Source organism: Rhizobium sp. SRDI943, assembly GCF_057653695.1.
Map to the genome: position 1 here is coordinate 1114544 of NZ_CM172787.1, position 23037 is coordinate 1137580.

General features: G+C 60.6%; 26 protein-coding genes and 1 tRNA gene. 9 read left to right on the forward strand and 18 right to left on the reverse strand.

Features of this window, described 5'->3' with window-relative positions; translation table 11 throughout:
- Positions 1 to 22: 22 nt before the first annotated feature.
- The 4 genes from AC245Y_RS05660 to AC245Y_RS05675 all read right to left on the reverse strand — a co-directional run bounded on the left by AC245Y_RS05660 (position 23) and on the right by AC245Y_RS05675 (position 1386).
- Positions 23 to 202 carry a hypothetical protein gene (locus AC245Y_RS05660; RefSeq protein ID WP_012756756.1) on the reverse strand — a complete coding sequence of 60 codons (180 nt, stop codon included), beginning with the start codon at positions 200 to 202 and terminating at the stop codon, positions 23 to 25.
- Between the two features lie 210 nt (positions 203 to 412).
- Positions 413 to 709: a type II toxin-antitoxin system RelE/ParE family toxin gene (locus AC245Y_RS05665; protein ID WP_012756757.1), complete on the reverse strand. Its 297-nt coding sequence runs from the start codon at positions 707 to 709 to the stop codon at positions 413 to 415.
- Positions 706 to 975 (reverse strand): CopG family ribbon-helix-helix protein, encoded by a 270-nt coding sequence (locus AC245Y_RS05670; protein WP_012756758.1) that lies wholly within the window; start codon positions 973 to 975, stop codon positions 706 to 708. The genes AC245Y_RS05665 and AC245Y_RS05670 overlap by 4 nt, the downstream gene beginning before the upstream one ends.
- Before the next feature lie 72 nt (positions 976 to 1047).
- Complete coding sequence (locus AC245Y_RS05675; protein ID WP_020486943.1) at positions 1048 to 1386, reverse strand: DUF2147 domain-containing protein; 339 nt, start codon at positions 1384 to 1386, stop codon at positions 1048 to 1050.
- A gap of 443 nt (positions 1387 to 1829) precedes the next feature.
- Between AC245Y_RS05675 and AC245Y_RS05680 the strand changes: the two genes are divergently transcribed.
- Positions 1830 to 2099 carry a sel1 repeat family protein gene (locus tag AC245Y_RS05680; RefSeq protein WP_003546876.1) on the forward strand — a complete coding sequence of 90 codons (270 nt, stop codon included), beginning with the start codon at positions 1830 to 1832 and terminating at the stop codon, positions 2097 to 2099.
- A gap of 138 nt (positions 2100 to 2237) precedes the next feature.
- Here AC245Y_RS05680 and AC245Y_RS05685 read toward each other — a convergent pair whose 3' ends face one another.
- The 3 genes from AC245Y_RS05685 to AC245Y_RS05695 all read right to left on the reverse strand — a co-directional run bounded on the left by AC245Y_RS05685 (position 2238) and on the right by AC245Y_RS05695 (position 4430).
- A complete protein-coding gene (locus AC245Y_RS05685) occupies positions 2238 to 3353 on the reverse strand; it encodes a pyridoxal phosphate-dependent aminotransferase (RefSeq protein ID WP_017993479.1) in 1116 nt (371 codons plus the stop codon).
- Between the two features lie 97 nt (positions 3354 to 3450).
- Positions 3451 to 3852: a pilus protein PilZ gene (locus AC245Y_RS05690; protein ID WP_003558031.1), complete on the reverse strand. Its 402-nt coding sequence runs from the start codon at positions 3850 to 3852 to the stop codon at positions 3451 to 3453.
- 176 nt (positions 3853 to 4028) lie between these two features.
- Positions 4029 to 4430 (reverse strand): DUF2177 family protein, encoded by a 402-nt coding sequence (locus tag AC245Y_RS05695; protein ID WP_012756762.1) that lies wholly within the window; start codon positions 4428 to 4430, stop codon positions 4029 to 4031.
- A gap of 161 nt (positions 4431 to 4591) precedes the next feature.
- On the opposite strand from AC245Y_RS05695, the gene AC245Y_RS05700 reads away from it, so the two are divergent.
- Positions 4592 to 5038, forward strand: a complete 447-nt coding sequence (locus tag AC245Y_RS05700; RefSeq protein WP_012756763.1) for a baeRF12 domain-containing protein — start codon at positions 4592 to 4594, stop codon at positions 5036 to 5038.
- A 47-nt stretch (positions 5039 to 5085) separates the two neighbouring features.
- Here the strand turns inward: AC245Y_RS05700 and AC245Y_RS05705 are convergent, their stop codons facing one another.
- The gene (locus AC245Y_RS05705) at positions 5086 to 5952 is read right to left on the reverse strand and encodes a LysR family transcriptional regulator (RefSeq protein ID WP_012756764.1); all 867 of its coding nucleotides are present in this window, start codon (positions 5950 to 5952) and stop codon (positions 5086 to 5088) included.
- A gap of 90 nt (positions 5953 to 6042) precedes the next feature.
- Here AC245Y_RS05705 and AC245Y_RS05710 point away from each other — a divergent pair, with 90 nt between their 5' ends.
- Complete coding sequence (locus AC245Y_RS05710) at positions 6043 to 6318, forward strand: hypothetical protein (RefSeq protein ID WP_017993480.1); 276 nt, start codon at positions 6043 to 6045, stop codon at positions 6316 to 6318.
- Here the strand turns inward: AC245Y_RS05710 and AC245Y_RS05715 are convergent.
- Positions 6269 to 6601, reverse strand: a complete 333-nt coding sequence (locus tag AC245Y_RS05715; RefSeq protein ID WP_003558042.1) for a hypothetical protein — start codon at positions 6599 to 6601, stop codon at positions 6269 to 6271. The two genes, AC245Y_RS05710 and AC245Y_RS05715, sit on opposite strands and share 50 nt — an antisense overlap.
- Positions 6602 to 6956: 355 nt before the next feature.
- Here AC245Y_RS05715 and AC245Y_RS05720 point away from each other — a divergent pair, with 355 nt between their 5' ends.
- Positions 6957 to 7397: a glyoxalase superfamily protein gene (locus AC245Y_RS05720; protein ID WP_012756767.1), complete on the forward strand. Its 441-nt coding sequence runs from the start codon at positions 6957 to 6959 to the stop codon at positions 7395 to 7397.
- 81 nt (positions 7398 to 7478) lie between these two features.
- The gene (locus AC245Y_RS05725) at positions 7479 to 8846 is read left to right on the forward strand and encodes an MATE family efflux transporter (RefSeq protein WP_017993481.1); all 1368 of its coding nucleotides are present in this window, start codon (positions 7479 to 7481) and stop codon (positions 8844 to 8846) included.
- 104 nt (positions 8847 to 8950) lie between these two features.
- Here the strand turns inward: AC245Y_RS05725 and AC245Y_RS05730 are convergent, their stop codons facing one another.
- The 8 genes from AC245Y_RS05730 to AC245Y_RS05765 all read right to left on the reverse strand — a co-directional run bounded on the left by AC245Y_RS05730 (position 8951) and on the right by AC245Y_RS05765 (position 17441).
- Positions 8951 to 9112 (reverse strand): hypothetical protein, encoded by a 162-nt coding sequence (locus AC245Y_RS05730; protein WP_012756769.1) that lies wholly within the window; start codon positions 9110 to 9112, stop codon positions 8951 to 8953.
- A 202-nt stretch (positions 9113 to 9314) separates the two neighbouring features.
- The gene (locus AC245Y_RS05735; RefSeq protein ID WP_012756770.1) at positions 9315 to 10148 is read right to left on the reverse strand and encodes a helix-turn-helix transcriptional regulator; all 834 of its coding nucleotides are present in this window, start codon (positions 10146 to 10148) and stop codon (positions 9315 to 9317) included.
- 66 nt (positions 10149 to 10214) lie between these two features.
- Positions 10215 to 10424, reverse strand: a complete 210-nt coding sequence (locus tag AC245Y_RS05740; RefSeq protein ID WP_012756771.1) for a DUF1127 domain-containing protein — start codon at positions 10422 to 10424, stop codon at positions 10215 to 10217.
- Positions 10425 to 10513: 89 nt separating this feature from the next.
- Positions 10514 to 11311 carry a 5-deoxy-glucuronate isomerase gene (gene iolB, locus AC245Y_RS05745; protein ID WP_012756772.1) on the reverse strand — a complete coding sequence of 266 codons (798 nt, stop codon included), beginning with the start codon at positions 11309 to 11311 and terminating at the stop codon, positions 10514 to 10516.
- Positions 11312 to 11508: 197 nt separating this feature from the next.
- Complete coding sequence (iolE, locus tag AC245Y_RS05750) at positions 11509 to 12426, reverse strand: myo-inosose-2 dehydratase (RefSeq protein ID WP_026157298.1); 918 nt, start codon at positions 12424 to 12426, stop codon at positions 11509 to 11511.
- 63 nt (positions 12427 to 12489) lie between these two features.
- Positions 12490 to 14340 (reverse strand): 3D-(3,5/4)-trihydroxycyclohexane-1,2-dione acylhydrolase (decyclizing), encoded by a 1851-nt coding sequence (iolD, locus tag AC245Y_RS05755; protein ID WP_026157299.1) that lies wholly within the window; start codon positions 14338 to 14340, stop codon positions 12490 to 12492.
- A 198-nt stretch (positions 14341 to 14538) separates the two neighbouring features.
- Positions 14539 to 16473, reverse strand: a complete 1935-nt coding sequence (locus AC245Y_RS05760) for a bifunctional 5-dehydro-2-deoxygluconokinase/5-dehydro-2-deoxyphosphogluconate aldolase (RefSeq protein ID WP_017993484.1) — start codon at positions 16471 to 16473, stop codon at positions 14539 to 14541.
- A gap of 92 nt (positions 16474 to 16565) precedes the next feature.
- Positions 16566 to 17441, reverse strand: coding sequence for a MurR/RpiR family transcriptional regulator (locus AC245Y_RS05765; RefSeq protein ID WP_012756776.1), 876 nt, complete (start codon positions 17439 to 17441; stop codon positions 16566 to 16568).
- Positions 17442 to 17648: 207 nt separating this feature from the next.
- On the opposite strand from AC245Y_RS05765, the gene AC245Y_RS05770 reads away from it, so the two are divergent.
- The 4 genes from AC245Y_RS05770 to AC245Y_RS05785 all read left to right on the forward strand — a co-directional run bounded on the left by AC245Y_RS05770 (position 17649) and on the right by AC245Y_RS05785 (position 21992).
- On the forward strand, positions 17649 to 18764 hold the full coding sequence (locus AC245Y_RS05770) for a Gfo/Idh/MocA family protein (RefSeq protein WP_012756777.1): 1116 nt from the start codon (positions 17649 to 17651) through the stop codon (positions 18762 to 18764).
- Between the two features lie 186 nt (positions 18765 to 18950).
- Positions 18951 to 20168, forward strand: a complete 1218-nt coding sequence (locus AC245Y_RS05775) for an NAD(P)/FAD-dependent oxidoreductase (RefSeq protein WP_026157300.1) — start codon at positions 18951 to 18953, stop codon at positions 20166 to 20168.
- A gap of 169 nt (positions 20169 to 20337) precedes the next feature.
- Positions 20338 to 20428: transfer RNA gene (locus tag AC245Y_RS05780), tRNA-Ser, on the forward strand.
- 556 nt (positions 20429 to 20984) lie between these two features.
- Positions 20985 to 21992, forward strand: coding sequence for a porin (locus AC245Y_RS05785; RefSeq protein WP_012756779.1), 1008 nt, complete (start codon positions 20985 to 20987; stop codon positions 21990 to 21992).
- Between the two features lie 102 nt (positions 21993 to 22094).
- Here the strand turns inward: AC245Y_RS05785 and AC245Y_RS05790 are convergent, their stop codons facing one another.
- A complete protein-coding gene (locus AC245Y_RS05790) occupies positions 22095 to 22991 on the reverse strand; it encodes an alpha/beta fold hydrolase (RefSeq protein WP_012756780.1) in 897 nt (298 codons plus the stop codon).
- Positions 22992 to 23037: the final 46 nt, after the last annotated feature.

Here is a 23037-nt window from a genome sequence, read left to right on the forward strand (position 1 = left end):
GGTTCGATGCGATGCGCTTTAGTCACCGCACCGCAGGCGCGCAGAAGGTGCCGTTTCTCTCCAGGCAGGTATAGCTCGCCCCGAAATGCGACTGCGCCCCGCCGCCGCCTTCGTGCACCACGACTGCCGAAAACGTGATCGCGAAGATCGCCGCAAACAGCGTGATGATGCTAAAGCGTCTTGCCAGAATATAGATGTTCATCCCCTTATCCCCGATACGCAACTCTATCGTGACAAGAGTTTTGGCATGCGATGGCTGAACGGGTGCTGAGATGCCGGTTCATCAGCCGTTCAGCTTGCCGGACAGGCTCGGCCGACCGCCAGAGGCTTGGAGGCATGCCGCGTCGACATGCTTGGCGTTTTGGATGATGGCTGCGCAGGTGCGCTACGATACGCTTATAAGTTGGTTCGGCTATTCTTCGGCCGGCCAATCCCGCGCGGTATGGATCACACGCAAGATAACGACGCTTTCACGTCCCGCGATCGACCGCAGCTCATAAGAAATTATGTAGGGGAGCCGGGTGAGGGATTTTTCATAAGTGCCAGCTACTCGCCCTGGCCGACCGGTTGCAAATTCCCCAAGTTTCTTGCCGGCTTCCTCGATGGCGTCCACGACCCTTTCGGCCGCATCGGGGCTGTCCTTCGCGATGTAACGCAGAATTTCCAGATTATCTTGGTGTGCTTCCTTCGACCAAAGAACCGGCCTCATCCGCGCGGGGTCTTCCTGCGCTTGGCATCTTCGATGACCTCACGCATTTCGGCGACAGCCTGCTCGTGCGGTATAACGCGCCCAGCTTCCGCATCGGCCATGCCCCTCTTGATACCCTCGATGATTTCAAGCTCGCGCTCCACATAGGCCGCTACGGCCTCGCCAGCGAGGAACGATTTGCTGCGGTGCGTATCGGCGGCAATCCTGTCGAGCTTTTCTTTTACGTCGGGGCGGACCCGAATCGTCATGGTCGTGCTGCCGGCCATTTCGAAAACTCCTGTGTTGAACTGTGTACAATCTAACACATGTCGGCCTTGCCAGCTATCCCCCGCGTTCTCTCAGAGCCGCGTCCAGGTCTGAGACTTGCAAAGGATCTTCATCACGCAGCCCTGCATCCTTAGCGAATTGCCGGAAACCTTGCCCGCGCCGCTATAGGTCTTTTCGGCGGCCGGGTCGGTGATCTCGCCGGCATAGCTGCCGCCGGTTCCAGCAAGCGTGCCGATCTTCCGGCCGGCATATTTACCGTTCTTCAGCGTCACGCAATAACTGCCGCCGCAGGATGCGATCACCGCCGTATCACCGGCGGCCGTCTTCCAGTTGCCGACGATCGGCTCCTCGGCATGCGCGATACCCGCGATCACTGTTATGGCGCCGGCGAGAATGAAGCTGCGGATCATCTTTTCCTCCATGATGTCCCTGTTCGGCCGTGAAAATAACTGACGCGAACGTAAAGGTAAATAAGGTCAATCACTATCATGCTGACTGCTGAAAAACGGGAGAAAAAGCTATGCGGCGAGCGTTCAAAGAGATCGCCTGCTGATTTCATGATGAACGATCCGTTTATTTTCAAATCTGAATCTTTCGTAAAACCCGCTCGAAAATCCTTAATTCGCAGGGAGTCCGATGTTTAACGAAAATCCAATTTTACCAAGTGTTTGCACTTTGTTTGTCTCAAATTAATCATGCATTTTAGGCGTTTTTTGAAAGCCGTTTGGCATAGTGAACCCATCAAACGAGCGGGGCAAACCCGCCGGACCGAAAGGGCCGCAAGCCGCGATAGACGGCAAGGCCTAGAGGTAAAACAGGGTCAGTCATAAACAGGCTAACAGGGATAAAACCGATGGCACGCTTTGAAATGCACAATGCTGAAACGGCCACCATGGGTGGCGACAACAACAGCGCCGATGTCTTCTGCGAAATGGGTCTGATGTATGCGACCGGCCGCGGCTGCGAAGTCGATCTCGTCGCAGCCCACAAATGGCTGAACATCGCCGCAATCAAGGGCAACGACCGCGCCGCCGAGCTTCGCGCCGACGTGGCCGCCGCCATGGACAAGATGCAGCTCGCAGCAGCGCTGCGCGCCGCCCGCGAGTGGATGACGGTTCACTAGAACCGTCTCCGATCAATTCGACAAGAGCAGCAATAACAACCTCAAAAAGAGGGGGCTGGCGGGGCGCCTTGGACGGGGCCGACGCCGGGAGAAGAGAACCGCGACCGGATTTCCTCCACCGGCCGCGGTTCTTCTGTTTTATCGGCCGATCTTTTTCAGAACCTGCGGCAGAGCCTGTTCGAGCAGCGCCATATCCGTCTCCGGCCCGACGCTGATGCGGATGCAGCGGTTGAGGGGCGCCACACCAGGCATGCGGATGAAGACGCCGTGCTCTATCAGGCCGTCGACGATCGACCGTGCATAAGAGCCGTCGCGCCCTGTGTCGATCGCCACGAAATTTGTTGCCGAGGGCAGGGGGACGAGGCCGTTCGCCCGGGCGATGCCGCCGATCCGCTCCCGCGCCGCATGGATTTTCCCGACCACCTCGACGAGATAGGCCTGGTCCTTCAGCGCCGCGAGCGCTGCAGCCGTTGCCAGCCGGTTCATGCCGAAATGATTGCGGATCTTGTCGAAGGCCTGCGCCGTGCCTGCCGTCGAGATGGCATAGCCGGTGCGTGAGCCGGCAAGTCCGTAGGCCTTGGAGAAGGTGCGGGTGCGAACAACGTTCGGCATTTCGATGAGCGAGGAGACCGACGGCAGCGAACCTGATGGTCCCGTCTCGCTATAGGCCTCGTCGAGCACCATCAGCGTCGTCTCGGGCAGCGCCCGGGCGAACGCGACGATGCTGTCGGCATCCCACCAGCTTCCCATCGGATTGTCGGGATTGGCGAAATAGACGAGCGGCGCGTTCTCGCGCTTCACCGCATCGAGCAGCCCGTAGAGATCCTCGCGGTCGTTTGCGTAGGGAACGGTCACCAGCCGGCCGCCGAAACCGGCGACGTGGAAATTGAAGGTCGGATAGGCGCCGAGCGAGGTAACGACGGGCGCGCCCGGCTCGATCACCAGCCGGACGATCTGGCCAAGCAATTCGTCGATGCCGCTGCCGATGGCGATATTGGCGGCCGAGACGCCGAGATGGGCGGCCAGCGCTTCCCTGAGCGCGAAATTCTCCGGGTCATTGTATTTCCAGATATTGCCGGCCTCTTCGCGCATCGCTGCAAACACGGAAGCGGCTGGGCCGAAGCCGTTCTCATTGGCGCCGATGCGCGCCGAAACGGCAAGTCCGCGCTGGCGCTCGATCGCCTCGGGGCCGACGAAGGGGACTGTGGAGGGCAGGGCGCTGGCAAGAGGTGTAAAGCGCGAAAAGGCGGACATGCGACGGCAGTTTCCCGGACATAATGACAATTGGCGAAACAATAGGCCCGGGCACGGCCAACGCAAGCAAGATTATTTCCGCAACGACTCGGCCTGTTCAGGCGCGGAAGATCGGCGCGCGTCGGGCAGCGATTGCTTCCATGTTGCCGACAAGGAAATCGGTGCGGACGACGCGGCGCAGAACCTCGGGGTCCATGATGTTGATGAACCGCACCCCGATGCGTTCCTTATGGCGATAGACCTCGGCGCAGCCGATCCGGTAGGCGAGGCCGAGAATGTTGAGATAATAATGCTTCGGCAGGCCGGCCGTGGTCGAGACGATGAAGGTGGCGCCGCCCTGGGAGATATCGATGATCTCGGCGCTTCGCATGGAGACGCCTGTGAGGCACGGCCGGACGGCGACAATGCGGGCTGGCCGTTTGACACTGAATTCTTCCCAGCGCAGGTCGTAGACAGCGGACTTGACCGTGGCAAGGTGTGTGGCGCGGAGCATAGTCATTCACATTCTCCGTCAGACGGGGCACATTTGGGGTCTTGCTCGAACCAAGGTCACATGAATGTTTTGCACATTCGTCAAATATAAAATGACAATTTTAACGAGTTTAAACTTTGTGCCCAAGCGGGACGCCCGATGTTCATAGTCGGGACGCGGGCTTTCATCTCCAGGCTCCCGTTTCAGCCAAAAAATCTGACGGCGAGATATCCGCCGGCGGCAGTCAGCGCCGTCAGGGCCGTGCCCCAGACCATGTCGACCAGGCTCATGGCGAGCGGCCAGTTGCGAAGCGTAGCGAGATTGGTGATGTCATAAGTGCCATAGGCCGCCAGTCCCAGAATGGCACCGTGGAGAAACGCGGTGGCGATCGAGCCCGCCGACAGCGCCGGCAGCACGGCAAGCACAACCACCGCGGCGGCGAAGAACAGGTAGAACAGTGCGCCGACCGCGAGATTAGGCGAGGGCAGCATCAGCGCTCCCAGCTGATCGCGATAGAAGTTGCGGGCGATGAGGCCGAGCCATATCCCGTCGCAGATGAGAAGGGTGAGAAAGGTGCCGGCATAGGCGAGCAGTGATGTCTTCATCGTCAATCTCCCGAACTTGGCCTTTCTACGCAGCCAGGGCCGGCCGGATCGCCGCCCGTTCGATTTCGGTGCAATTTTCCCGAACTCTTTCAATGGCCAGGCGTTCTGCCTTGATCGATGAAGCACGGCGCGCTTCGAATGACGACAGCTAGGAGTTGAAGATGACCGACGTTAAAATCCCTTGGAAATCATGGGTCGTGGTCTGCAACGGAGCCAAGGCTCTGATCATGCAGAATGCCGGCGATGCCCAACTGATGAACCTGAAGGTGCTGGAAACTCTGACGCAGCCGAGTGAGCCGGATCGCGAAATCGGCGCCGACAAGCCCGGCCGCAGCCATGCCGCCGATGGCTTCAGCCGCAGTGCTGTCGAGGAGACCAACTGGCAGGATCAGGCCGAAGCCCAATTCCTGAAACAGGTCGCGGAAAGGCTGGATGAGCTGGCGCAGGAAAAGGATGTTCGCCGCATCGTCCTCGTTGCGCCGCCGAGAGCACTCGGCGCGCTGCGGCCGGCCCTCAGCGCCGACACGCAGGCAGCGATCTCCGTAGAATTGGCGAAGGACTATACCAATATGCCGGTCGACGAGATCGAGCGGCATCTCGCCGCCTGAGCCGGTTAGCAACCTCAGAGAACGCGGGTCGAACGGCCCGCGTTTTCTTATGTCGCCGCCTTATGCCCGGCAAACAGGTCTTCATGATCGGCAAAGAGCGCCGCCAGGCGGTCGATGACGATCCTGACCTCTGGCCGTTGCCGTTCGTCGTCATGCGCGACGATCCACATCTCGTAAGTCAGCTCGTCGATCACAGGGCCGGCGCGGACGAGCCTGCGCTCCTGGTCACCGATGAAACAGGGCAGCACGCCGCGTCCCGCACCGCCGCGGATGAGGTGAAACAGCATATGTGGCGTGTTCGTCCAGCTGGTGATCCAATAATCCGGCTGCTCGAAAGTCCATTTGTCCGCCGGCGTGATGGCGGTATCGGTGCCGAGCGAAATCCAGTTGCAGTTTGTCTCGTCATAGCCGGCGGCCTGATAGGCCGCATGCGCCACCTTGACCGAACGGCGGATCGCGACGTTGCCGCTCTCCGGCCGGCTGTGGCGAATGGCGATATGCGCCTCGCGATAGGTGAAATCGACGCTCGCATCGCAGGTCTTGTAGCACATGCGGAAGCTGTCTTTCGGCGTCCAGACGCTGGCCAGATGGTCGGCGACGAAGCGTGAAGTCCAGCTGTCGGCCGCGGTCGAGACGATCGGCAGTGTCAGCACCTCGCCGCGCCAGTCGGAGATCGCACGCGCCGCATCCTGCATCAGCCGGACGCGATCGAGCAGCTCCTGCCCGTCCTTGGCCAGAAGATAACCGGTGGGGCCGCGGCTGAACAGCGAGCGGCCGGTCACCCGTTCGAGCGCCAGCATGCGCCGGCCGATCGTCGGTGCGCTGAGCCCGGTGCGCAGAGCCGCTGCCGAAAGACCGCCGCCGGTCGCAACATGGAAGAAAAGTTGCAGGTCGTCCCAGCTCGCATCTTTCATGGATGAAAACCCCCTTTCCCCAGCGCCTCTACATCGGAAGGGCGCGAAGGCTTAGCTCAAGTGCTCCAGCAATAGATGGAGGATGAAGCAATGGATCTCAACTGGGTTGTTCTCTTCAGGGAAATCGAAATCGGCAATCGCCGAATCCGCCGCGATCGCTTTGCCGATCCGCTCGCCGATCCGCTCGCCGATCCGCTTGATCGTCCGGAATGGCGCGGATTTCTCTGGACCGTTTCGATCATCGCGCGTCTTGTCGCAAGACGGGCTGCAGAAACAAAGGTGCCGTGCCGCGATGATTCGCGGATCGGAAAAAGCCTCAGGTTTCGAAGTTCAATCGCAACACGTGGTGCAGGAATTCCGGATTGATCAGCATGTTGAAGCTGATCGTCACCAATTCACCTTCGCGCTTGACCACGGTCGCACCGATCTCGTCATGGATGCCGAGGATTTCGAGGAAGAAATGGCTCGGCATTTCCAGGTTCGGGCTGACTTCGAGCAATGCGCCGGCAAGCGTGATCGTGCGGATCAGGCAGCGCACCTGCGTTCCGGTGCTGAGGTGATGGCCGACGAAGATGATGTTGCCGGGCCTGTCGAGATTGAATTCCCTGTAGGCACGTTCCGGCTTGGGGTGTTCTGTGTCGAGGTGCATCTGAAAGGCCCTTTTAGCCTCCGCTTGTAATACGACAGGATATTACGTGAAGAATGCTGACATTTGCTGAAGAACATCGTTAAAAATTGAATGCTTATGTGAAAGCTGCGGGAAAATCGCACCGATTTCGTGCAGATTTGCCCCAAAGTTGCGCATTCCCAAGGCAGATGCGCCATTCTTGACATGTCGGCGGCGTTCGCGCATACAAAGGCCGGTTCGAGGCACCGGCCGCTCGCGGATGAAAATCCATGGTGAAGTCCTCGCGATCATGGTCACGGCCCTTTGTGCATGCTGACTGGCGGCAATGCGAGCTCCCATCCACAGTCGAAGAGCATGCCTTGCGAAGGCTCACGCCATGACGACGACCTATCCTGCCATTGAAGAATTGAAGGCTCAGGCCAAGCGCCTGCGCCAGGCGATGAACGATCGCGGCACCCCGCTGACCCACAGTGCGGCTCTGGAAATGATTGCCCGCCAGCACGGTGTACGCGATTGGAACACGCTCGCGGCCCTTGCGGCAAAGCCCAATGCCAGCCCGAAGACACCGCTCTTCGTCGGCGCGCATATTCGCGGCCGTTATCTCAATCAGCCGTTCACCGGCGAAGTCCTGGCGCTTTCGGCCCTGCCGGGCGGCGACCTTCACAGGATCACCATCCATTTCGACGAGCCGGTGGATGTCGTCACCTTCGAGAGCTTTTCAGCCTTTCGCCGGCGTGTGAACGCGCAGATCGATGCCGACGGCGTGTCGCCGAGGAAGACCTCGAACGGCGTGCCGCATTTGGTGCTCGATCTCTAGATTGTTTTGTCCTTTTGAGGCCGTCCGGATCCAAATGATTTAGCCGGATCGGGCCCTGCCTCCTATCGCACGGATTTCTCCATGACCGATCTTTCCGAAGGCAATGCCTTTCTCACCGGCTGGCTGCCGGGCGTCTTCATCAAAACGGCGGCACCGATCGTCGCGATCACCACCGTCAACGGCCTGTTCACCGTCGTCGACGCCTATTTCCTTGGCGTCTATGTCGGCCCGGATGCGCTCTCTGCCGTCAGCCTGATTTTTCCCGGGTTGATGCTGCTGGTCGCCCTGCAATCGCTGGTCTCGAACGGCATGGCGAGTATCCTCGCCCGCCGGCTCGGCGCCGGCGATCGTCAAGGCGTGCGTCGGGTGTTTGCCGGCGCGCATGCGCTGGCGCTCGCCGTCACCCTCATCCTCAATCTGGTCTACTGGACCGTTGGCCGGCAGATCATCGATGCCGGTGCTGCCGGCAATGCCACTGTTGCCCATGGCGCCATGCTGTTCGTGGGCGCGATGATCGCCTGTGCGCCCATCAGCTTCTTCCTGTCGCTGCATCTCGACGGGCTCCGCTGCGAAGGCAAGATCGGTTTCATGACCTTGGTGACGCTGTCGGCCTCGCTGCTCAACATCTTCGCCAACTGGCTGTTCATGGCGGTGATGCATTGGGGCGTGCTCGGTTCGGCAGCCGGTTCCATCGCATCGCAATGCGTCTGTCTCGCAGCCGTGCTCGCCTATCGCTGGCGCCGGCCGGCGGCACTGAGGCCGTCCCCGGGGTTGGCTCTTGCCGAATGGCGCGGCATCGTCGCCTTCGGCGCGCCGATGAGCCTCGGTTTCATCGGCATATCGCTGGCCTCGGCCGCCATTCTGATCAACATCTCTCTCTGGAGCGAACATGACTATGTCGCGACGGTGGCCGCCTACGGCATCATCACCCGGATCATGACCTTCACCTATCTGCCGCTGCTTGGTCTCAGCATCGCGCTGCAGACGGTCGCCGGCAACAATCACGGCGCCGGCCTCCGGCTCCGCGTCGGCCGCAGCCTGCAGATCGCCATGCTCGCCGCACTCGTCTATTGCACCCTGGTGGAGATCATCGTCGAGCTGCTGGCCGGCCGCCTCGGCGCCGTCTTCGTCGCCGATCCCGCGATCATTGCCGAGGTCAGGCGAATTCTGCCCTGGACGATCGGCGCCTATTTTCTCTTCGGGCAGATGATGATCCTGTCATCCTATTTCCAGTCGATCGGCGATGCGCCGCGTGCGGCGATCTTTGGCCTGTCGCGGCCCTATCTGCTCACCCTGCCGCTTACCTTCCTGCTACCCTTCGTCTTCGGCGAACAGGGGATCTGGATGGTGCCGGTCTTTGCCGAGGCAGGCATGTTCATCCTTGCCTTCCTGGTGCTGTCGCAGAACGCCAAACGCCGGGGCTGGCGGTACGGGCTTCTGCCCGTCTAAAGCAATTCCAGCAAAACGGTGCAACGGTTTGCGTCCGGAATTGTGCAGAATAAAGATATAGACGCAAAAGCCGCGCCGGGAGCGCGGCTTTTGCCTGATATCGTCTATTCCTTGCCGCTCGAAGCGGCCGTTGTCGCGGCTTCCGCCTCATTCAGCGCCTCGGCGCATTCCTGGCAGCAGACCTCGACAGTCTTGCCGCCGAGCTTGACAGTGATGGTCTCCGCACCGAGTTCGCAGTCGCAGGCGGCGCATGTGGTCTTCTTCATCTGATGATCCTCCGTTGATCGTCCCGCGATCGGGACAGGCTGATAAGATCATTGAAGTCCGCATTGCCGCTGTCGAAATCTTTAGCGATCGACCCCCCGCATAATTCCTTAATTGGGATCGATTTAAGGAATTATGCGGGGATTCAAAGTGCTACAGCGTCCTTGCGGCCCTCGAAAAGACCCGCGGCGCTGTAGGCTTTCACTAGCGCCGCAGCTGCGCCGCGCGTTGGAATTCGGCCGGAGTCTGCCCGAAAGTCTGCTTGAAGGAAGCGCTGAAATGGCTGTGGCTGGAAAAGCCGAGGTCGAGACCGAGCGCGGTCAGATCCTCATATTGGCCAAGCAGATCGAGCGCGCGGGCAAGCCGCAGCCGCAGCTGGTAGCGGTAAAGTGGCGTCGCCTCGACCTGTTGGAAGACCTGGGTGAGATAAACGGGCGAGACGCCCACTTCGGTGGCGATTTCCGAAAGTGTCCAGCGCCGCGCGAGATCGGAGGAGAGCACCAGCTTTGCCCGGTCGACGAGCTTCTGTCGGCCGGCGCTGGCGCCCGCCGCATGCGATGTGCGCTCGCCGAGCGAGCGGCGCACCAGCGTCAGCGCCAATATTTCCGCTTCCAGCGTTTCGGCGACGTTGCGGCTGAGACCATGACGCAGGAGAGCGACCAGCGCCTGCGCGCGCGGATCGATCCGCCGGCGCTGGCGGCGAAAGGCAAAGGGCGGGCCGGGCTGCGCCTGCTCCTTCGGCGTGAGCTCTTCGAGCATGGATTCGTCGATCGCCAGATCGATGCAGGCATCGCCACCCTCGATTGGGTGGCTGATCCGGTATCCCTGGCCGGCATTGAAGAACAGAACCTGATTGGCTTCGGCCACCGTATCATTGCGGCCGACATGCCGCATGAATACGCCGCGATAGGGATAGACGAGGCTCGTCTTGTGAGCGCATTCCTCGTCGCTCTTGTGGCGGCATTCGCCATTGCAGACGATGTCACGAATGGTGACCGTCTTCGTTTTCAGGAGCGGCGCTGTTGAAAACTGCGACATTGCATCTTCCGGGTCAGACAGGCCGCCCGATGAGGCGACCTAGCGGCACAATATCACGCTTAAGTTTCAGCAGCGACTGTAGACATGGACGTCGCTTTCGGTCTGCCCCCTGGAAAGGCCGATATCCTTCAACTGCTCGTCGGACAGCTCCATCAGAGCATTGCAGTTGCGCCGTTCGTTCATTTTGCGCGCCAGCCACTGTGCTGCGGTGACTATAGCAAGGAACAGGCCGGGCCGCATATTGCGGGCCGAGATTGTGGAATTCGAGCTATGCATTGTGATCCTCCATCCGTGATTGGATGGAGGCAGTGAACCATCAGCGGCGGTTCCGCGCTGTCAGATTATTTAGCGATCGAACGCGACGCTTACGCTTTCAGCAGCCACTCGTGCTCGGCGGCATTGTGGAATTTCCAGATCCGCTGCGGTCCGGCCATGACGTTGAGGTAATAGAGGTCGTAACCATGGCAGGCGGCGCAGGGGTGATAGCCTTTCGGCACCAGCGTCACGTCGCCGTCCTCGAGCGCCATCGCTTCGTCAAGGGAGCGATCGTCGGTGTAGACGCGCTGGAAAGCGAAACCCTGCGGCGGGTTGAGCCGATGATAATAGGTCTCTTCCAGGAAGCTCTCGTTCGGCAGGTCGTCCTGGTCGTGTTTGTGCGGCGGATAGGAGGAGGTGTGGCCTCCGGGCGTAATCACCTCGACGACCAGCAGCGAATGCGCCGAGCTGTCGTCTTCCGGCATGATATTGTTGACATAGCGCACATTCGTGCCCTTGCCGCGCGTCACCTGCGGGTGCGTGCCGGGCGGGATGGCCTTTGCCTGATAGGTGCCGCCGCCGGGTGCGGAGCAGACGGCGAGCTCCAGATCGGTCTCCGCCGTCACCGACCACGTCGATTCCATCGGGATGTAGAGCGCATGCGGCGCACCTTCGAACGGGTTCATGCGGCCGCCGAGCGTGCCGAAATCCTTGGTGCCGGCAGACGCTTTGCCCTTGCCGGTCACCCAGACGAGGCAGACTTCGCGATCACCCGTCTCTCCCGAAACGGTCTCGCCCGGCTTCATCCGATGCAGATCGAAGCCGACATAGGTCCAGCCGGCGTTTTCCGGGGTGACATGCGTGACGCGGCCATACGTGCCTGATGGTTTCACCTTGAGATTTGGCATTGGTGTTTTTCCTCGTAAGTTGGAAAATTCCCCTCCCCAACCCCTCCCCACAAGGGGGAGGGGCTAACCTGCCGTGCTGTCTCGCCCATATTACGGCCTTCCTTTTTTCAAGGTGGCCGCCATCTGGTGCGGGGCGGTGCCTCAAGTTAAGTCCCTCCCCTTGTGGGGAGGGGTTGGGGAGGGGTCTTTTGCTCCCGCTATCCCTTAGGAAAGCCTTCCGTTTCCACGGTATAGCCCGCAGCCGTCATGACGCGCATCAACTCGGCGTGACCGATCTCGGCCATTTTCTGCGGCGGAGCCTTGCGCGGATCCTGTTCGGCCTCGACAACGAACCAGCCTTCATAGCCGTGATCGGCCAGCCGCTGGACGATGGCGCCGAAATCGAGCGAGCCGTCGCCCGGCACCGTGAAGGCGCCAAGTGCCACCGCATCGAGGAAGGACTGCCGGCTGCGATCCAGTCCATCCACCACAGGTTTGCGGATATCCTTGACGTGAACATGGTTGATGCGGGCGTGGTGGTTCCCAATGGCGCGCAGCACGTCGCCGCCGGCAAAGGCGAGATGCCCGGCATCGAGCAGCAGCGGGATGCCTTCGCCCGAATGGCGCATGAAGGCGTTGAGTTCCGGCTCGGTTTCGACGACGGCCGCCATGTGATGGTGATAGGAAAGCGGCATGCCCTGCTCGGCGCACCATTCTCCGAACCGGGTGACGCGGTGCGCATAGGCCTTCATCTCGTCATCGGAAAGGCGAGGCTTGGTCGCGAGCGGCTTGGAGCGGTCGCCCTGGATGGAACGGCCGACTTCGCCATAAACGATGCAGGGCGCGGCGACGGCCTTGAACAGTTCGATCATCGGCGCGATGCGGTCCTTGTTGGCGGCAAGCTCCTCGTCAACAAGCGTGCCCGAGAACCAGCCGCCGCACAGCGTGACGTCGGCTGCACGGAGAATCGGCAGCATCACCTTTGGATCGTCGGGGAAGCGGCGGCCCTTTTCCATGCCGGTAAAGCCGGCACCGCGCGATTGCCGCAGGCATTCCTCCAGGGACACATCGTCGCTGAGCTCAGGAAGATCGTCGTTCCACCAGGCGATGGGCGACATGCCGAGTTTGGCCTTCATCAACATTCTCCTTAAAAGCATTGCGGAAGAGCTCTGCTCTTCCGAAAAAATGATAGCGATAGATCAGCCGATACGCTGGGCGGCGCGTGCTTCGACATAGCCCTTGCGCGCTTCGTTGACCTCTTCGCGCGGGCTGACCTCCGGCACCGCGACATCCCACCAGTGGCCGCCGGCCTCCGTGGTAATAAGCGGATCGGTGTCGATAACGAAGACCGAGGTGCGATCGTTCTTCCTCGAGTCGGCGATCGCCTGCTCCAGCTCGGCGATCGAGGCGACCTTGACGGCGATGGCGCCCATGCTTTCGGCATGCGCGCGGAAATCGATCTCCGGCATCACCTCGTGGTAGGAGTCCTTCAGCAGATTGTTGAAGTTGGCGCCGCCGGTTCCCATCTGCAGCCGATTGATGCAGCCATAGCCGCGATTGTCGAGCAAGACGATGTTGAGCTTGAGGCCGAGCATGACCGAGGTGGCGATCTCGGAATTCATCATCATGTAGGAACCGTCGCCGACCATGACGACCACATCCCGTTCGGGACGCGCCATCTTGGCGCCAAGCCCGCCGGCGATCTCGTAGCCCATGCAGGAAAAGCCGTATTCCATGTGATAGCTGCCCGGCGCCGTCGCCGGCCAGAGCTTGTGCAATTCACCGGGAAGGCCGCCGGCAGCGCAAAGCACCGTCGTATTCTCACCGCCGATCGTGCGCGCCACCGCGCCGATCACCTGCGCATCGGAGGGCAGGGCGGCATTGGTCGTGGCCATTGCCCTGGCCGCAGCCTCCATCCAGACCTTCTTTTCCGCAGCCGCCTTCTCGGTGAGGGCGGCCGGCGCCTTCCAGCCCGAAAGTCCGGCCGAAAGCGCCTTCAGCCCTTCGCGGGCGTCTGTCACCAGCGGATAGCTGTCGTGCTTCACCGCGTCATAGGCGGCGATATTGAGGCCGATCATCTTCAGGCTGTCATTCTTGAACAGCGCCCAGGAGCCGGTAGTGAAATCCTGGCAGCGCGTGCCGACGGCGATAACGAGATCCGTCTCTTCGGCGATCGCATTCGCCGCCGACGTGCCGGTGACGCCGACCGAGCCGAGTGCCAGCGGGTGGGTCTCGTTGATCGCCGACTTGCCGGCCTGGCTGACGACGACGGGAAGGCCGTGGGCCTCGGCAAAGGCGGTAAGCTCCTTCGTCGCCTGCGAATAAAGCACGCCGCCGCCGGCAACGATCACCGGCTTCTGCGACGCCTTGATCAGCGCGATGGCATTCGCCAGCTCGTCTGCATCCGGCTGCGGCCGGCGGGCCGTCCAGACTTTTTCATCGAACAGGCTTTCCGGATAATCGAAGGCTTCTGCCTGAACGTCCTGGCAGAGCGACAATGTCACCGGGCCGCAATCCAAGGGGTCGGTCAGGACCTGCATGGCGCGCTTCAGCGCCGCGATGATCTGCTCGGGCCGGGTGATGCGGTCGAAATAGCGCGAAACCGAACGGAAGGCATCATTGGCTGAAACCGTGCCGTCGCCGAAATCCTCGATCTGCTGCAGCACCGGATCCGGCGCGCGGTTGGCGAAGACGTCGCCCGGCAGGAAGAGAACGGGAATACGATTGACATGCGCCACGCCGGCGGCCGTCACCATGTTCAGCGCGCCGGGGCCGATCGAACTCGTGCAGGCCATGAAGCGCGTGCGGAAATTCGCCTTGGCATAGGCGATCGCGGCATGCGCCATGCCCTGTTCGTTGTGAGCGCGATAGGTCGTCAATTCATCGCGCACCTGATAGAGCGCCTCGCCGATGCCGGCGACGTTGCCGTGACCGAAGATCGCCCAGACGCCGCCGAAGATCGGCACTTTCTTGCCGTCGACGATCGTCATCTGTACCTTGAGGAAATGCGTGACGGCTTGCGCCATCGTCAACCGTATCGTCTTGCCCATCGGGTCCTCCCGCAATCTTTCTTTTCGCGCTTTTCCCTCCCCAACCCTCCCCTCAAGCGGAGGGGTTAACTTGCCGGGCTCCCTTCATTCTCGCCGCAACGTCTCCTCCAATGGGAAGCTTGCTGATGGCGTGAGGCGGTGCCCGGGTTAAGTCCCTCCCCTTGTGGGGAGGGGTGGGGAGGGGTCTTAATTCTAAGTCTACTGATGTCCGCGGGTCTTCAGCCACGCCTCTGTCAGTTGCCGGAAGCGGCCGGCCATATCGGCGATCGCTTCCTCGTCGTTCATTTCGCCCGAAAGCCAGGCGCGCGCCGGATCGGCAAAGATCGTCCGGCCGACGGCGAAGCCCTTCACGGAGGGGGCAGCCAGCGTCGCCTCGAAGCAGGAGATCAGCTCGTCGGCGGGCGCCTCGAGCCCCAGCAGCACGATACCGCGGCACCATGGATCATTTTTGGCTATCACCGCATCGATCTTTTTCCAGGCCTCACGGGATGCTTGCGGCTCCAGCTTCCACCAGTCCGGCTTGATGCCGAGCGCATAGAGCTCCTCCAGCGCGGTCGCGATGGTATCGTCGGTCAGCGGGCCGTTCTTGCCGGCGATGATCTCCACCAGCAGCTCGCGGCCAACCTTGCGGGAGGCCTCGAACAGAGTGCGCAGCTTCTCCTGCTGCTCCGTCTTCAATTCAGCCGGATCATCAGGATGATAGAAACACAGGCACTTGATGCAATGATTGAGCGGCCATTCGACGAGCTGCGAGCCGATATCCTGGCTGAATTCGAAGCGCAGCGGCTTCGAGCCCGGTAATTCCACCGGCCGGCCGATCCAGGAGAAATTCTTCGTCGCCGCATCGAAGAAAGCGTCGCGGCCGAAGCGTTCGTCGATCAGCATGCCGTAGCCGTCGCGGCCATTCGAAACCCGCGCCGCCGCCGCGACCGCCAGCCGCTTGAAGGCGACGATCTTCTCGTGGCCGACGCCGAGTTCATCGGCGACGCTGACGAGCTGCGAGCGGTGGTCGATCGCCAGCGCCATCAAAAGCGGGATTTCGCCGCGCCGGGTCGATGCCCAGTGGATATGGTTGATCGCCTCGTCCTTGCGCAGCGCCCGGTGTTTGCTTCCGGTCGTCAGGAAGAAGTCGAGTTCGGCCCAGGTCGGATATTCCGGCGAGCAGAGCAGGCGGGAGACAGCGAAGGCGCCGCAGGCATTGGCCCAGGTCGCACAGGTCTTCAGCGGCTCGTCGCGCAGGAAGCCGCGCAGGAAGCCCGACATGAAGGCATCGCCGGCGCCGAGCACGTTGAAGACTTCGATCGGGAAGCCCTGGCCGATGATGCCGGCTTCCAGATCGTCGGCAATCGGCCCGTCATAGACGATGCAGCCCATGGCGCCGCGCTTGAGCACGATCGTCGCCGGCGACAGGCGGCGAATCTCCTTCAGCGCGCCAAGCAAGTCGTCGGCGCCGGACGCGATCAGGACTTCTTCTTCGGTGCCGACGATGAGATCGCAGTCGGGCAGCGTCTCCTTCATCTTCGAGGAGACTCGGTCGGATTTCACATAGCGCTCGAAGCCTTCCGCATGCCCGGCAAGGCCCCAGAGGTTCGGTCGGTAATCGATGTCGAAGATCACCTTGCGGCCGTTCGCCTTGGCGATGCGGATAGCCTTGCGTTGCGCGGCTTCGGTATTCGGCCGTGAGAAATGTGTGCCGGAAACGAGAACGGCGCGCGACGATCTGATGAAATTTTCGTCGATATCGCCTTCATCGAGCGCCATGTCGGCGCAGTCCGAGCGATAGAAGATCATTGGCGACACGCCCTCGGCCTCGACCGCAAGCAGCACCAGCGCCGTCAGCCGCTCCTTGTCGGTGATGATGCCGTCTGTGGCCACACCTTCGCGCGCCGACTGCTCGCGGATGAAGCGTCCCATCTGCTCGCCGCCGACGCGGGTGATGAGGCCGGATTTGAGGCCGAGCCGCGCCGTGCCGATGGCGATATTGGCGGGGCAGCCGCCGACGGACTTGGCGAAGGAGCCGATATCCTCCAGCCGCGAACCGATCTGCTGGCCGTAAAGATCGACCGAAGAGCGGCCGATGGTGATCACATCAAGCGCCGGCTCCGGCTGTGAATCCGGATTCGATTGTACCATGATGTCCTCCCGCTAGATTTTGCGCGGCTTCCAGTGCCTGCGAATTTTCAATAATGAAACATCGGTTCCGATATTTTGTCAATTCGGAATGTTTATTCCATTTTGCCTTTTACAGGTTTTGACGGCTGACCCTTGCGCCGCCGTTCAGCGATTGCAACCGGTAATGCCATGGTGAGCGCCATCGAGGCCGAAAGCGAGCGGAAGCCGGCGAAATCGGCCTCCGCCACCTCGAACCAGTGCGTGGCGCAGGCGGCAAGCGGCGAGAAGGCCGAATCGGTGATCGCAATGACGGGGACGCCGCGATCGGCAAGCTCCTGGCTCTGGCTGAGGCTGTCGGCCGCATAGGGCGAGAAGCTCGCCGCGATCGCTGCATCCTTCGGTGTTGCGAACTGCACCATTTCAGGGTCGACGCCGTTCGGCGAGGCGACGATCTGGTGGCGGATGTTGAGCTTAGAAAAAGCGTAGGTCATGTGCGCCGTCAGCGGGTAGGAGCGCCGTTTGGCGATCAGGTAGATCGTCTCGGCGTTGGCAAGGATATTCACCGCTTTGGTGAAAGTATCGCTCTGCACCGTTGCGGCCAGCCGGTTGACCGACTGATTTGCCGCGGCAATGAAGCCAGAGAGCAGATTGGCGTCCTCATCGTCGCCGCTCGATTGCTCCAGCGTGACGAGGCGCTCTTCGTAGCTCAGCGTCCGGTCCCGCAATCTTTCGCGAAAGATGCTCTGCAGGTCGGAAAAGCCTCCATAGCCCAGATGATGCGCCAAGCGCACCAGCGTCGAGGGTTGGACGTCGGAGGCCGCCGCGATGCTCGCCGTCGTGCCGAAGGCGATCTCATCGGGATTGCCGAGCGCGAAGGCGGCGACCTGTGCCAGCCGCTTCGGCATGCTTGCCTTGCGCTCGATGATGGTGCTGCGCAGGCTTTCGAAATCGCGCGGTACACGCGCGTGCCTCTGGGGATCGTTATCCATGCTTGCGGCTCATGAGATGAAACAAATATTCCATATTATCGAACATAAACGATTTCAAACGACACGGCTAATTGTTTTTAATCCCCTGTAATTGAAGGCTTTTGGACAATCTCTTCGCGAAGAACGCAGAAATGCCTGTGAGTAGGTCCCTTGTCAAAATGATCCAAATATTCCAAAAATCCGCGCGCAGCTCTCGAGGAGACGGAAATGAAGCCACTCGGCATCGGTTTGATCGGCACTGGTTATATGGGCAAGTGCCATGCATTGGCGTGGAATGCAGTAAAGACGGTGTTCGGCGATGTCGAGCGTCCGCGTCTCGTGCATCTGGCCGAAGCCAATGCTGGGCTTGCTGAGACTCGGGCCGGTGAATTCGGCTTCGAGAAGGCAACGGCCGACTGGCGGGCGTTGATCGCCGATCCCGAGGTCGACGTCGTCTCCGTCACCACGCCCAATCAGTTCCACGCCGAGATGGCGATTGCTGCCCTTGAGGCCGGCAAACATGTCTGGTGCGAAAAGCCGATGGCGCCGGCCTATGCCGATGCCGAGCGCATGCTGGAAACGGCGAAGAAATCCAGCAGGGTTGCCGCCCTTGGCTATAATTACATCCAGAATCCCGTCATGCGGCACATCAAAACGCTGATTGGCGAAGGCGCCATTGGCACAGTCAATCATATCCGCGTCGAGATGGACGAGGATTTCATGGCCGATCCCGATGTCTTCTTTTATTGGAAGAGCGAGCTTTCCGCCGGCTACGGCGCGCTCGACGATTTCGCCGTGCACCCGCTGTCCCTGCTCTGGTATCTCTTCGGCCATGTCGAGGCCGTTATAACGGATATGGTGAGGCCCTATGCCGATCGCCCGTTGAGCGAGGGTGGCCGCCGTGCCGTCGAAAACCACGATGGCGCCAACGTGCTGATGCGGCTTGGCGGTGGCATCTCCGCCGTGTTGATGGCGAATCGCGCCGCCTGGGGTCGCAAGGGCCGGATCGCCCTGCAGATTTACGGCTCGAAAGGCTCGATCGTCTATGATCAGGAGCGGATGAACGAATTCGAACTCTATCAGGCCGACGGCCGCGGCTCCGAACAGGGTTTCCGCAAGATACTGGCGGCACCCGCCCATCAGCCTTATGATCGCTTCATCCCGGCGCCAGGCCACGGCCTCGGCTTCAACGATCTGAAGATCATCGAATGCCGCGAGTTGATCCGGGCAATATCAGGCGAACCGTCGTCGATTGTGACATTCGAAGACGGTCTCAGGATAGAAAAGTCGGTGCATGCCATGGCACAGTCCTTCCACGAGCGTCGCTGGATCGAGATCGGCTGAATGTAAGAGGCCGCTTTCCGTTGACGGGGCGTGGGCTACTGCATAATCCCTGAAATCGGGATCGATTTCAGGGATTATGCAGAAACTCAAAAATGCGACTGCGTCCTTTGCGCGTCTGAAAGACACGCGGCGCTGTCGGGAATAGGCCTTGGCGTGGTTGTCGGGCGCAGCTTCAGGAGCGAGATCGTGACGGATAGACTGGTGATCATCGGCGCGGGACAGGCCGGTTTCGCATTGGCAGCCAAGCTGCGTGCGTTGAAGGATACGCGCCCGATCACCCTCATCGGAGCAGAGGACGTCGCCCCTTATCAGCGCCCGCCGTTGTCGAAGAAATACCTGCTTGGCGAAATGGCCTTCGACCGCCTGCTGTTCCGCGCCGAGCACTGGTATGCCGACAATGACGTCGACCTTCGCCTTTCGACTTGGGCCGAGCAGATCAAGCCGGACAGCAAGCAGGTCCTGCTGCAGGACGGCTCCGTTCTCGATTACGGCACGCTGGCGCTCGCCACCGGCTCGACGCCGCGCCGGCTGCCGGCCGCGATCGGCGGCGATCTCGAAGGCGTCTATGTCGCCCGCGACAAGCGCGATGCCGATCTGCTGGCCGAGGAGATGCGCCCCGGCCGCCGTGTTCTGATCATCGGTGGCGGTTATATCGGCCTCGAGGCGGCAGCCGTTGCCCGCCATCGCGGTCTGGAAGTCACTGTCATCGAGATGGCCGACCGCATCCTGCAGCGCGTCGCGGCGAAGGAGACCGCCGACATCATGCGCGCGATCCATGAGGCCCATGACGTGGTGATCCGCGAAAAGACAGGGCTCAAGCATCTGATCGGCAAGGATGGCCGCGTCACCGGCGCCGCACTTTCCGACGGATCAGTCATCGACATCGATTTCGCCGTCGTCGGCATCGGCGTCGCGCCGAACGATCAGCTTGCCAAGGAAGCCGGCCTCGAAGTCGCCAACGGCATTGTCGTCGACGAATTCGCCCGCACCTCCGATCCGGCGATCTTTGCCGCCGGCGATTGCGCCGCTCTTCCCTGGCAGGGTGGTCGCATCAGGCTCGAATCGGTGCAGAACGCCGTCGACCAGGCCGAGGCAGCCGCAGCCGTCATCGCCGGCGGCAGCGAGCCTTATGTACCGAAGCCGTGGTTCTGGTCCGACCAGTATGACGTCAAGCTGCAGATCGCCGGCTTCAATCTCGGTTATGACGAGACGCTGCTGCGCCCCGGCACCCGCGAAGGCGCCCATTCAGTCTGGTACTTCAGGGAAGGCCAACTGATCGCCGTCGATGCGATCAACGACGCGAAAGCCTATGTGACCGGCAAAAAACTGCTGGAATCCGGTACCAACCCCGATAAATCGATTCTCGCCGACCCTTCTGCGGACCTCAAGAGCCTGCTCGGCTGAGCTCGGCTTGTTCATCAACGAGAACGAAGCGCGATCAAATTCCGCGGATTGCGGCAGGAAACGCTGTCGGTTTGCGTAACCAGCCGAATTGCAGCTCGCTGCATTTCTTCTGGTGAAAACTCAAAAAACCCTTGCATTCACAGACCGGTCGCCATAGTTAGGCCGCACCGGAGAGGTGGCCGAGTGGTCGAAGGCGCTCCCCTGCTAAGGGAGTATACGTCAAAAGCGTATCGTGGGTTCGAATCCCATCTTCTCCGCCATTCCGATTTCCTGAGCACGCGTCGATCGTTTTTCTGGCAGGGAATCATTTTCGCTTAGTCGGCTAGGCCGGGCGACAAAAAAATCTCTCTGCCTCGAGCGAGAGAATCGCCTGCGGGAATCACCTCCCGCGCTCAAGCCACCGGCAGGGGCGAAAGCGGATCGGTGCATGTCCGGTTACGCTTCCGGCAATCATGAATCCCCCGCAAGTGCCGCATTTTGTCAAAAAAGTGTCTCGAAAGTGTCGTTAGGCGCATGTCCAATTCTTTGTTGGGCCGACCTAAGCCTCCGCAAAATCAGGGTTTTCTTAACAAAGCATAAAGGAAACCGGGGCCGGCTGCCCGACTTGTGTCCTTTCAGCAACAGAATGTCGGGAAGGCTTCCTCAAATGCCCTATCTACACAAGTTGGTGATTGCGTGACGGCTTCCGTCTTGTATTTTCAACCTCGGAAGCAAGGGCGACTGATCGTCCACTTCTTGAAACACGGGGATGGGGCAGGGAACGCTGCTCAGCGAAAGATCCCAAACCCGATCGAAACTTTGAATTGGAGGTCATTTATGAACATCAAGAGCCTTCTTCTCGGCTCCGCTGCTGCTCTCGCAGTAGTTTCCGGTGCTCAGGCTGCTGACGCTATCGTTGCTGCCGAGCCGGAACCGGTTGAATATGTTCGCGTCTGCGACGCTTACGGCACCGGCTACTTCTACATCCCGGGCACCGAAACCTGCCTGAAGATCAACGGCTACATCCGTTTCCAGGTCAACGTTGGTGAAGACATCGGCGGCGATTCTGACTGGGATGCAACGACCCGCGGCCAGGTTCAGTTCACGGCCAAGAGCGATACCGAGTATGGTCCGCTGACCGGCGTCATCGTCATGCAGTTCAATGCTGACAACGCCACCGATCAGGCTGCCAAGCTCGACTCCGCTTACCTCGACATCGCGGGCTTCCGCGCTGGTCTCTTCTACAGCTGGTGGGACGATGGCCTCTCCGGCGAAACCGACGACATCGGCTCGCCGGTCACGCTGCACAACTCCATCCGTTATCAGTACGAAACCGACTCCTTCTACGCTGGCATCAGCGTCGACGAACTCGAAGACGGCTTCTACAAGACGGACGAAGAAGCCAACAACGTTGGTGTTGCAGTCGGTCTCGGCGGCAAGGCTGGTGCATTCAGCTACCAGATCACTGCAGGCTACGACGTCGACAATGAAGACGGTGCTGTCCGTGCAATGGGTACGGTTGACATCGGTCCTGGTACGCTCGGCCTCGCTGCCGTATACGCTACCGGCCCGAGCTCCTACTACACCAAGGCTGAATGGGCTATCGCTGCCGAATACGCTATCAAGGCAACCGACAAGCTTAAGATCACCCCTGGTGTCCAGTACTACAGCAACTACTACGTTGCTGGCGACGACTTCAGCGACAACGAAGCTTGGAAGGTCGGTCTGACGGTTGATTACCAGATCGTCGACAACTTCTACGCCAAGGCTTCGGTTCAGTACCTCGATCCGGAAGATGCTGACGACTCCACGACGGGCTACTTCCGCCTGCAGCGTTCGTTCTAATCTGATCTGACTTCGGTCAATCAGGAAAGCCCGGCTCTCGAGCCGGGCTTTTTGTATTTGGACGAATGGCCCATTGTGCCAGTTGACCAGTGTCGATCAGGTTTATCGGCAGGTGGCGAGAAAAGCTCGAAGTGCTGTCGGGATATTGCCGAGATGCGGGAGCGGGGCATGTCCTTGCCCTTCGGCAGCATGTCGGATCAAGCCCGGATGCCGCCGTGCCATTTCACCGGCGGTTTCCTGTGAAAGCAGCGACGTATTGTCACCGCGGATCAGCATCAGCGGCAACCGGCTCAGGCTTTCGAATTGCTCCCAAAGATCAGGCAGCGGCTGGCTGAAATCGATCGATTTGAGCGCCTCCGCGATCGCCGGGTCGAAATCGGCGACAGGCCTTCCATCGATATCGCGATAAAGGGCAAGCGCCATCTCGCCCCAGTCTTGCTCTGTAAGCGCGGTAAACGACGCGCCATGATTTTCCTTCAATATAACGGCCGCCTCGTTCCAATCCGCCGGCTTTCGACCGCTGTTGAGGTAATCGCGGATCCGCGCCAGCCCCACAGCCTCAAGCACAGGCCCGATGTCGTTGAGGATGACAGCCTCGAGAAGATCCGGCCGTGTCGCCGCGATCAGATGCAGGATCAGCCCGCCCCGCGACGTGCCGATGAAGATCGCCCGCTCGATGCCGAGTGCTGCGCAGGCGGCAATGACGTCGCCGGCTTCGATGGCGAGATTGTAGTTCGCCTTGTTCTCATCCCATGCCGAGTTTCCCCGCCCGCGCGAATCGAGTGCAACCACCCTGCGCGGCACTTTTGTGTCTCGGGAAAGAAGCAGTGCAAGCGGATGAAAATCCCGCGTATTGCGGGTCAGGCCGGGCAGACAGATCACCGGCATCCGTCCAGCGGTCGCCGCCCGGTCGGACAGGTAATCGCGGGCATGAAGCCTCAACCCATCAGAAGAAGTGAAAAATCGTTCCTGAAAACCGCCTTCATCCGTATCCGGCATCGCATCCCTCGAGACCTGTTTGATCCCGAAGATGTAGCTTGCTTTT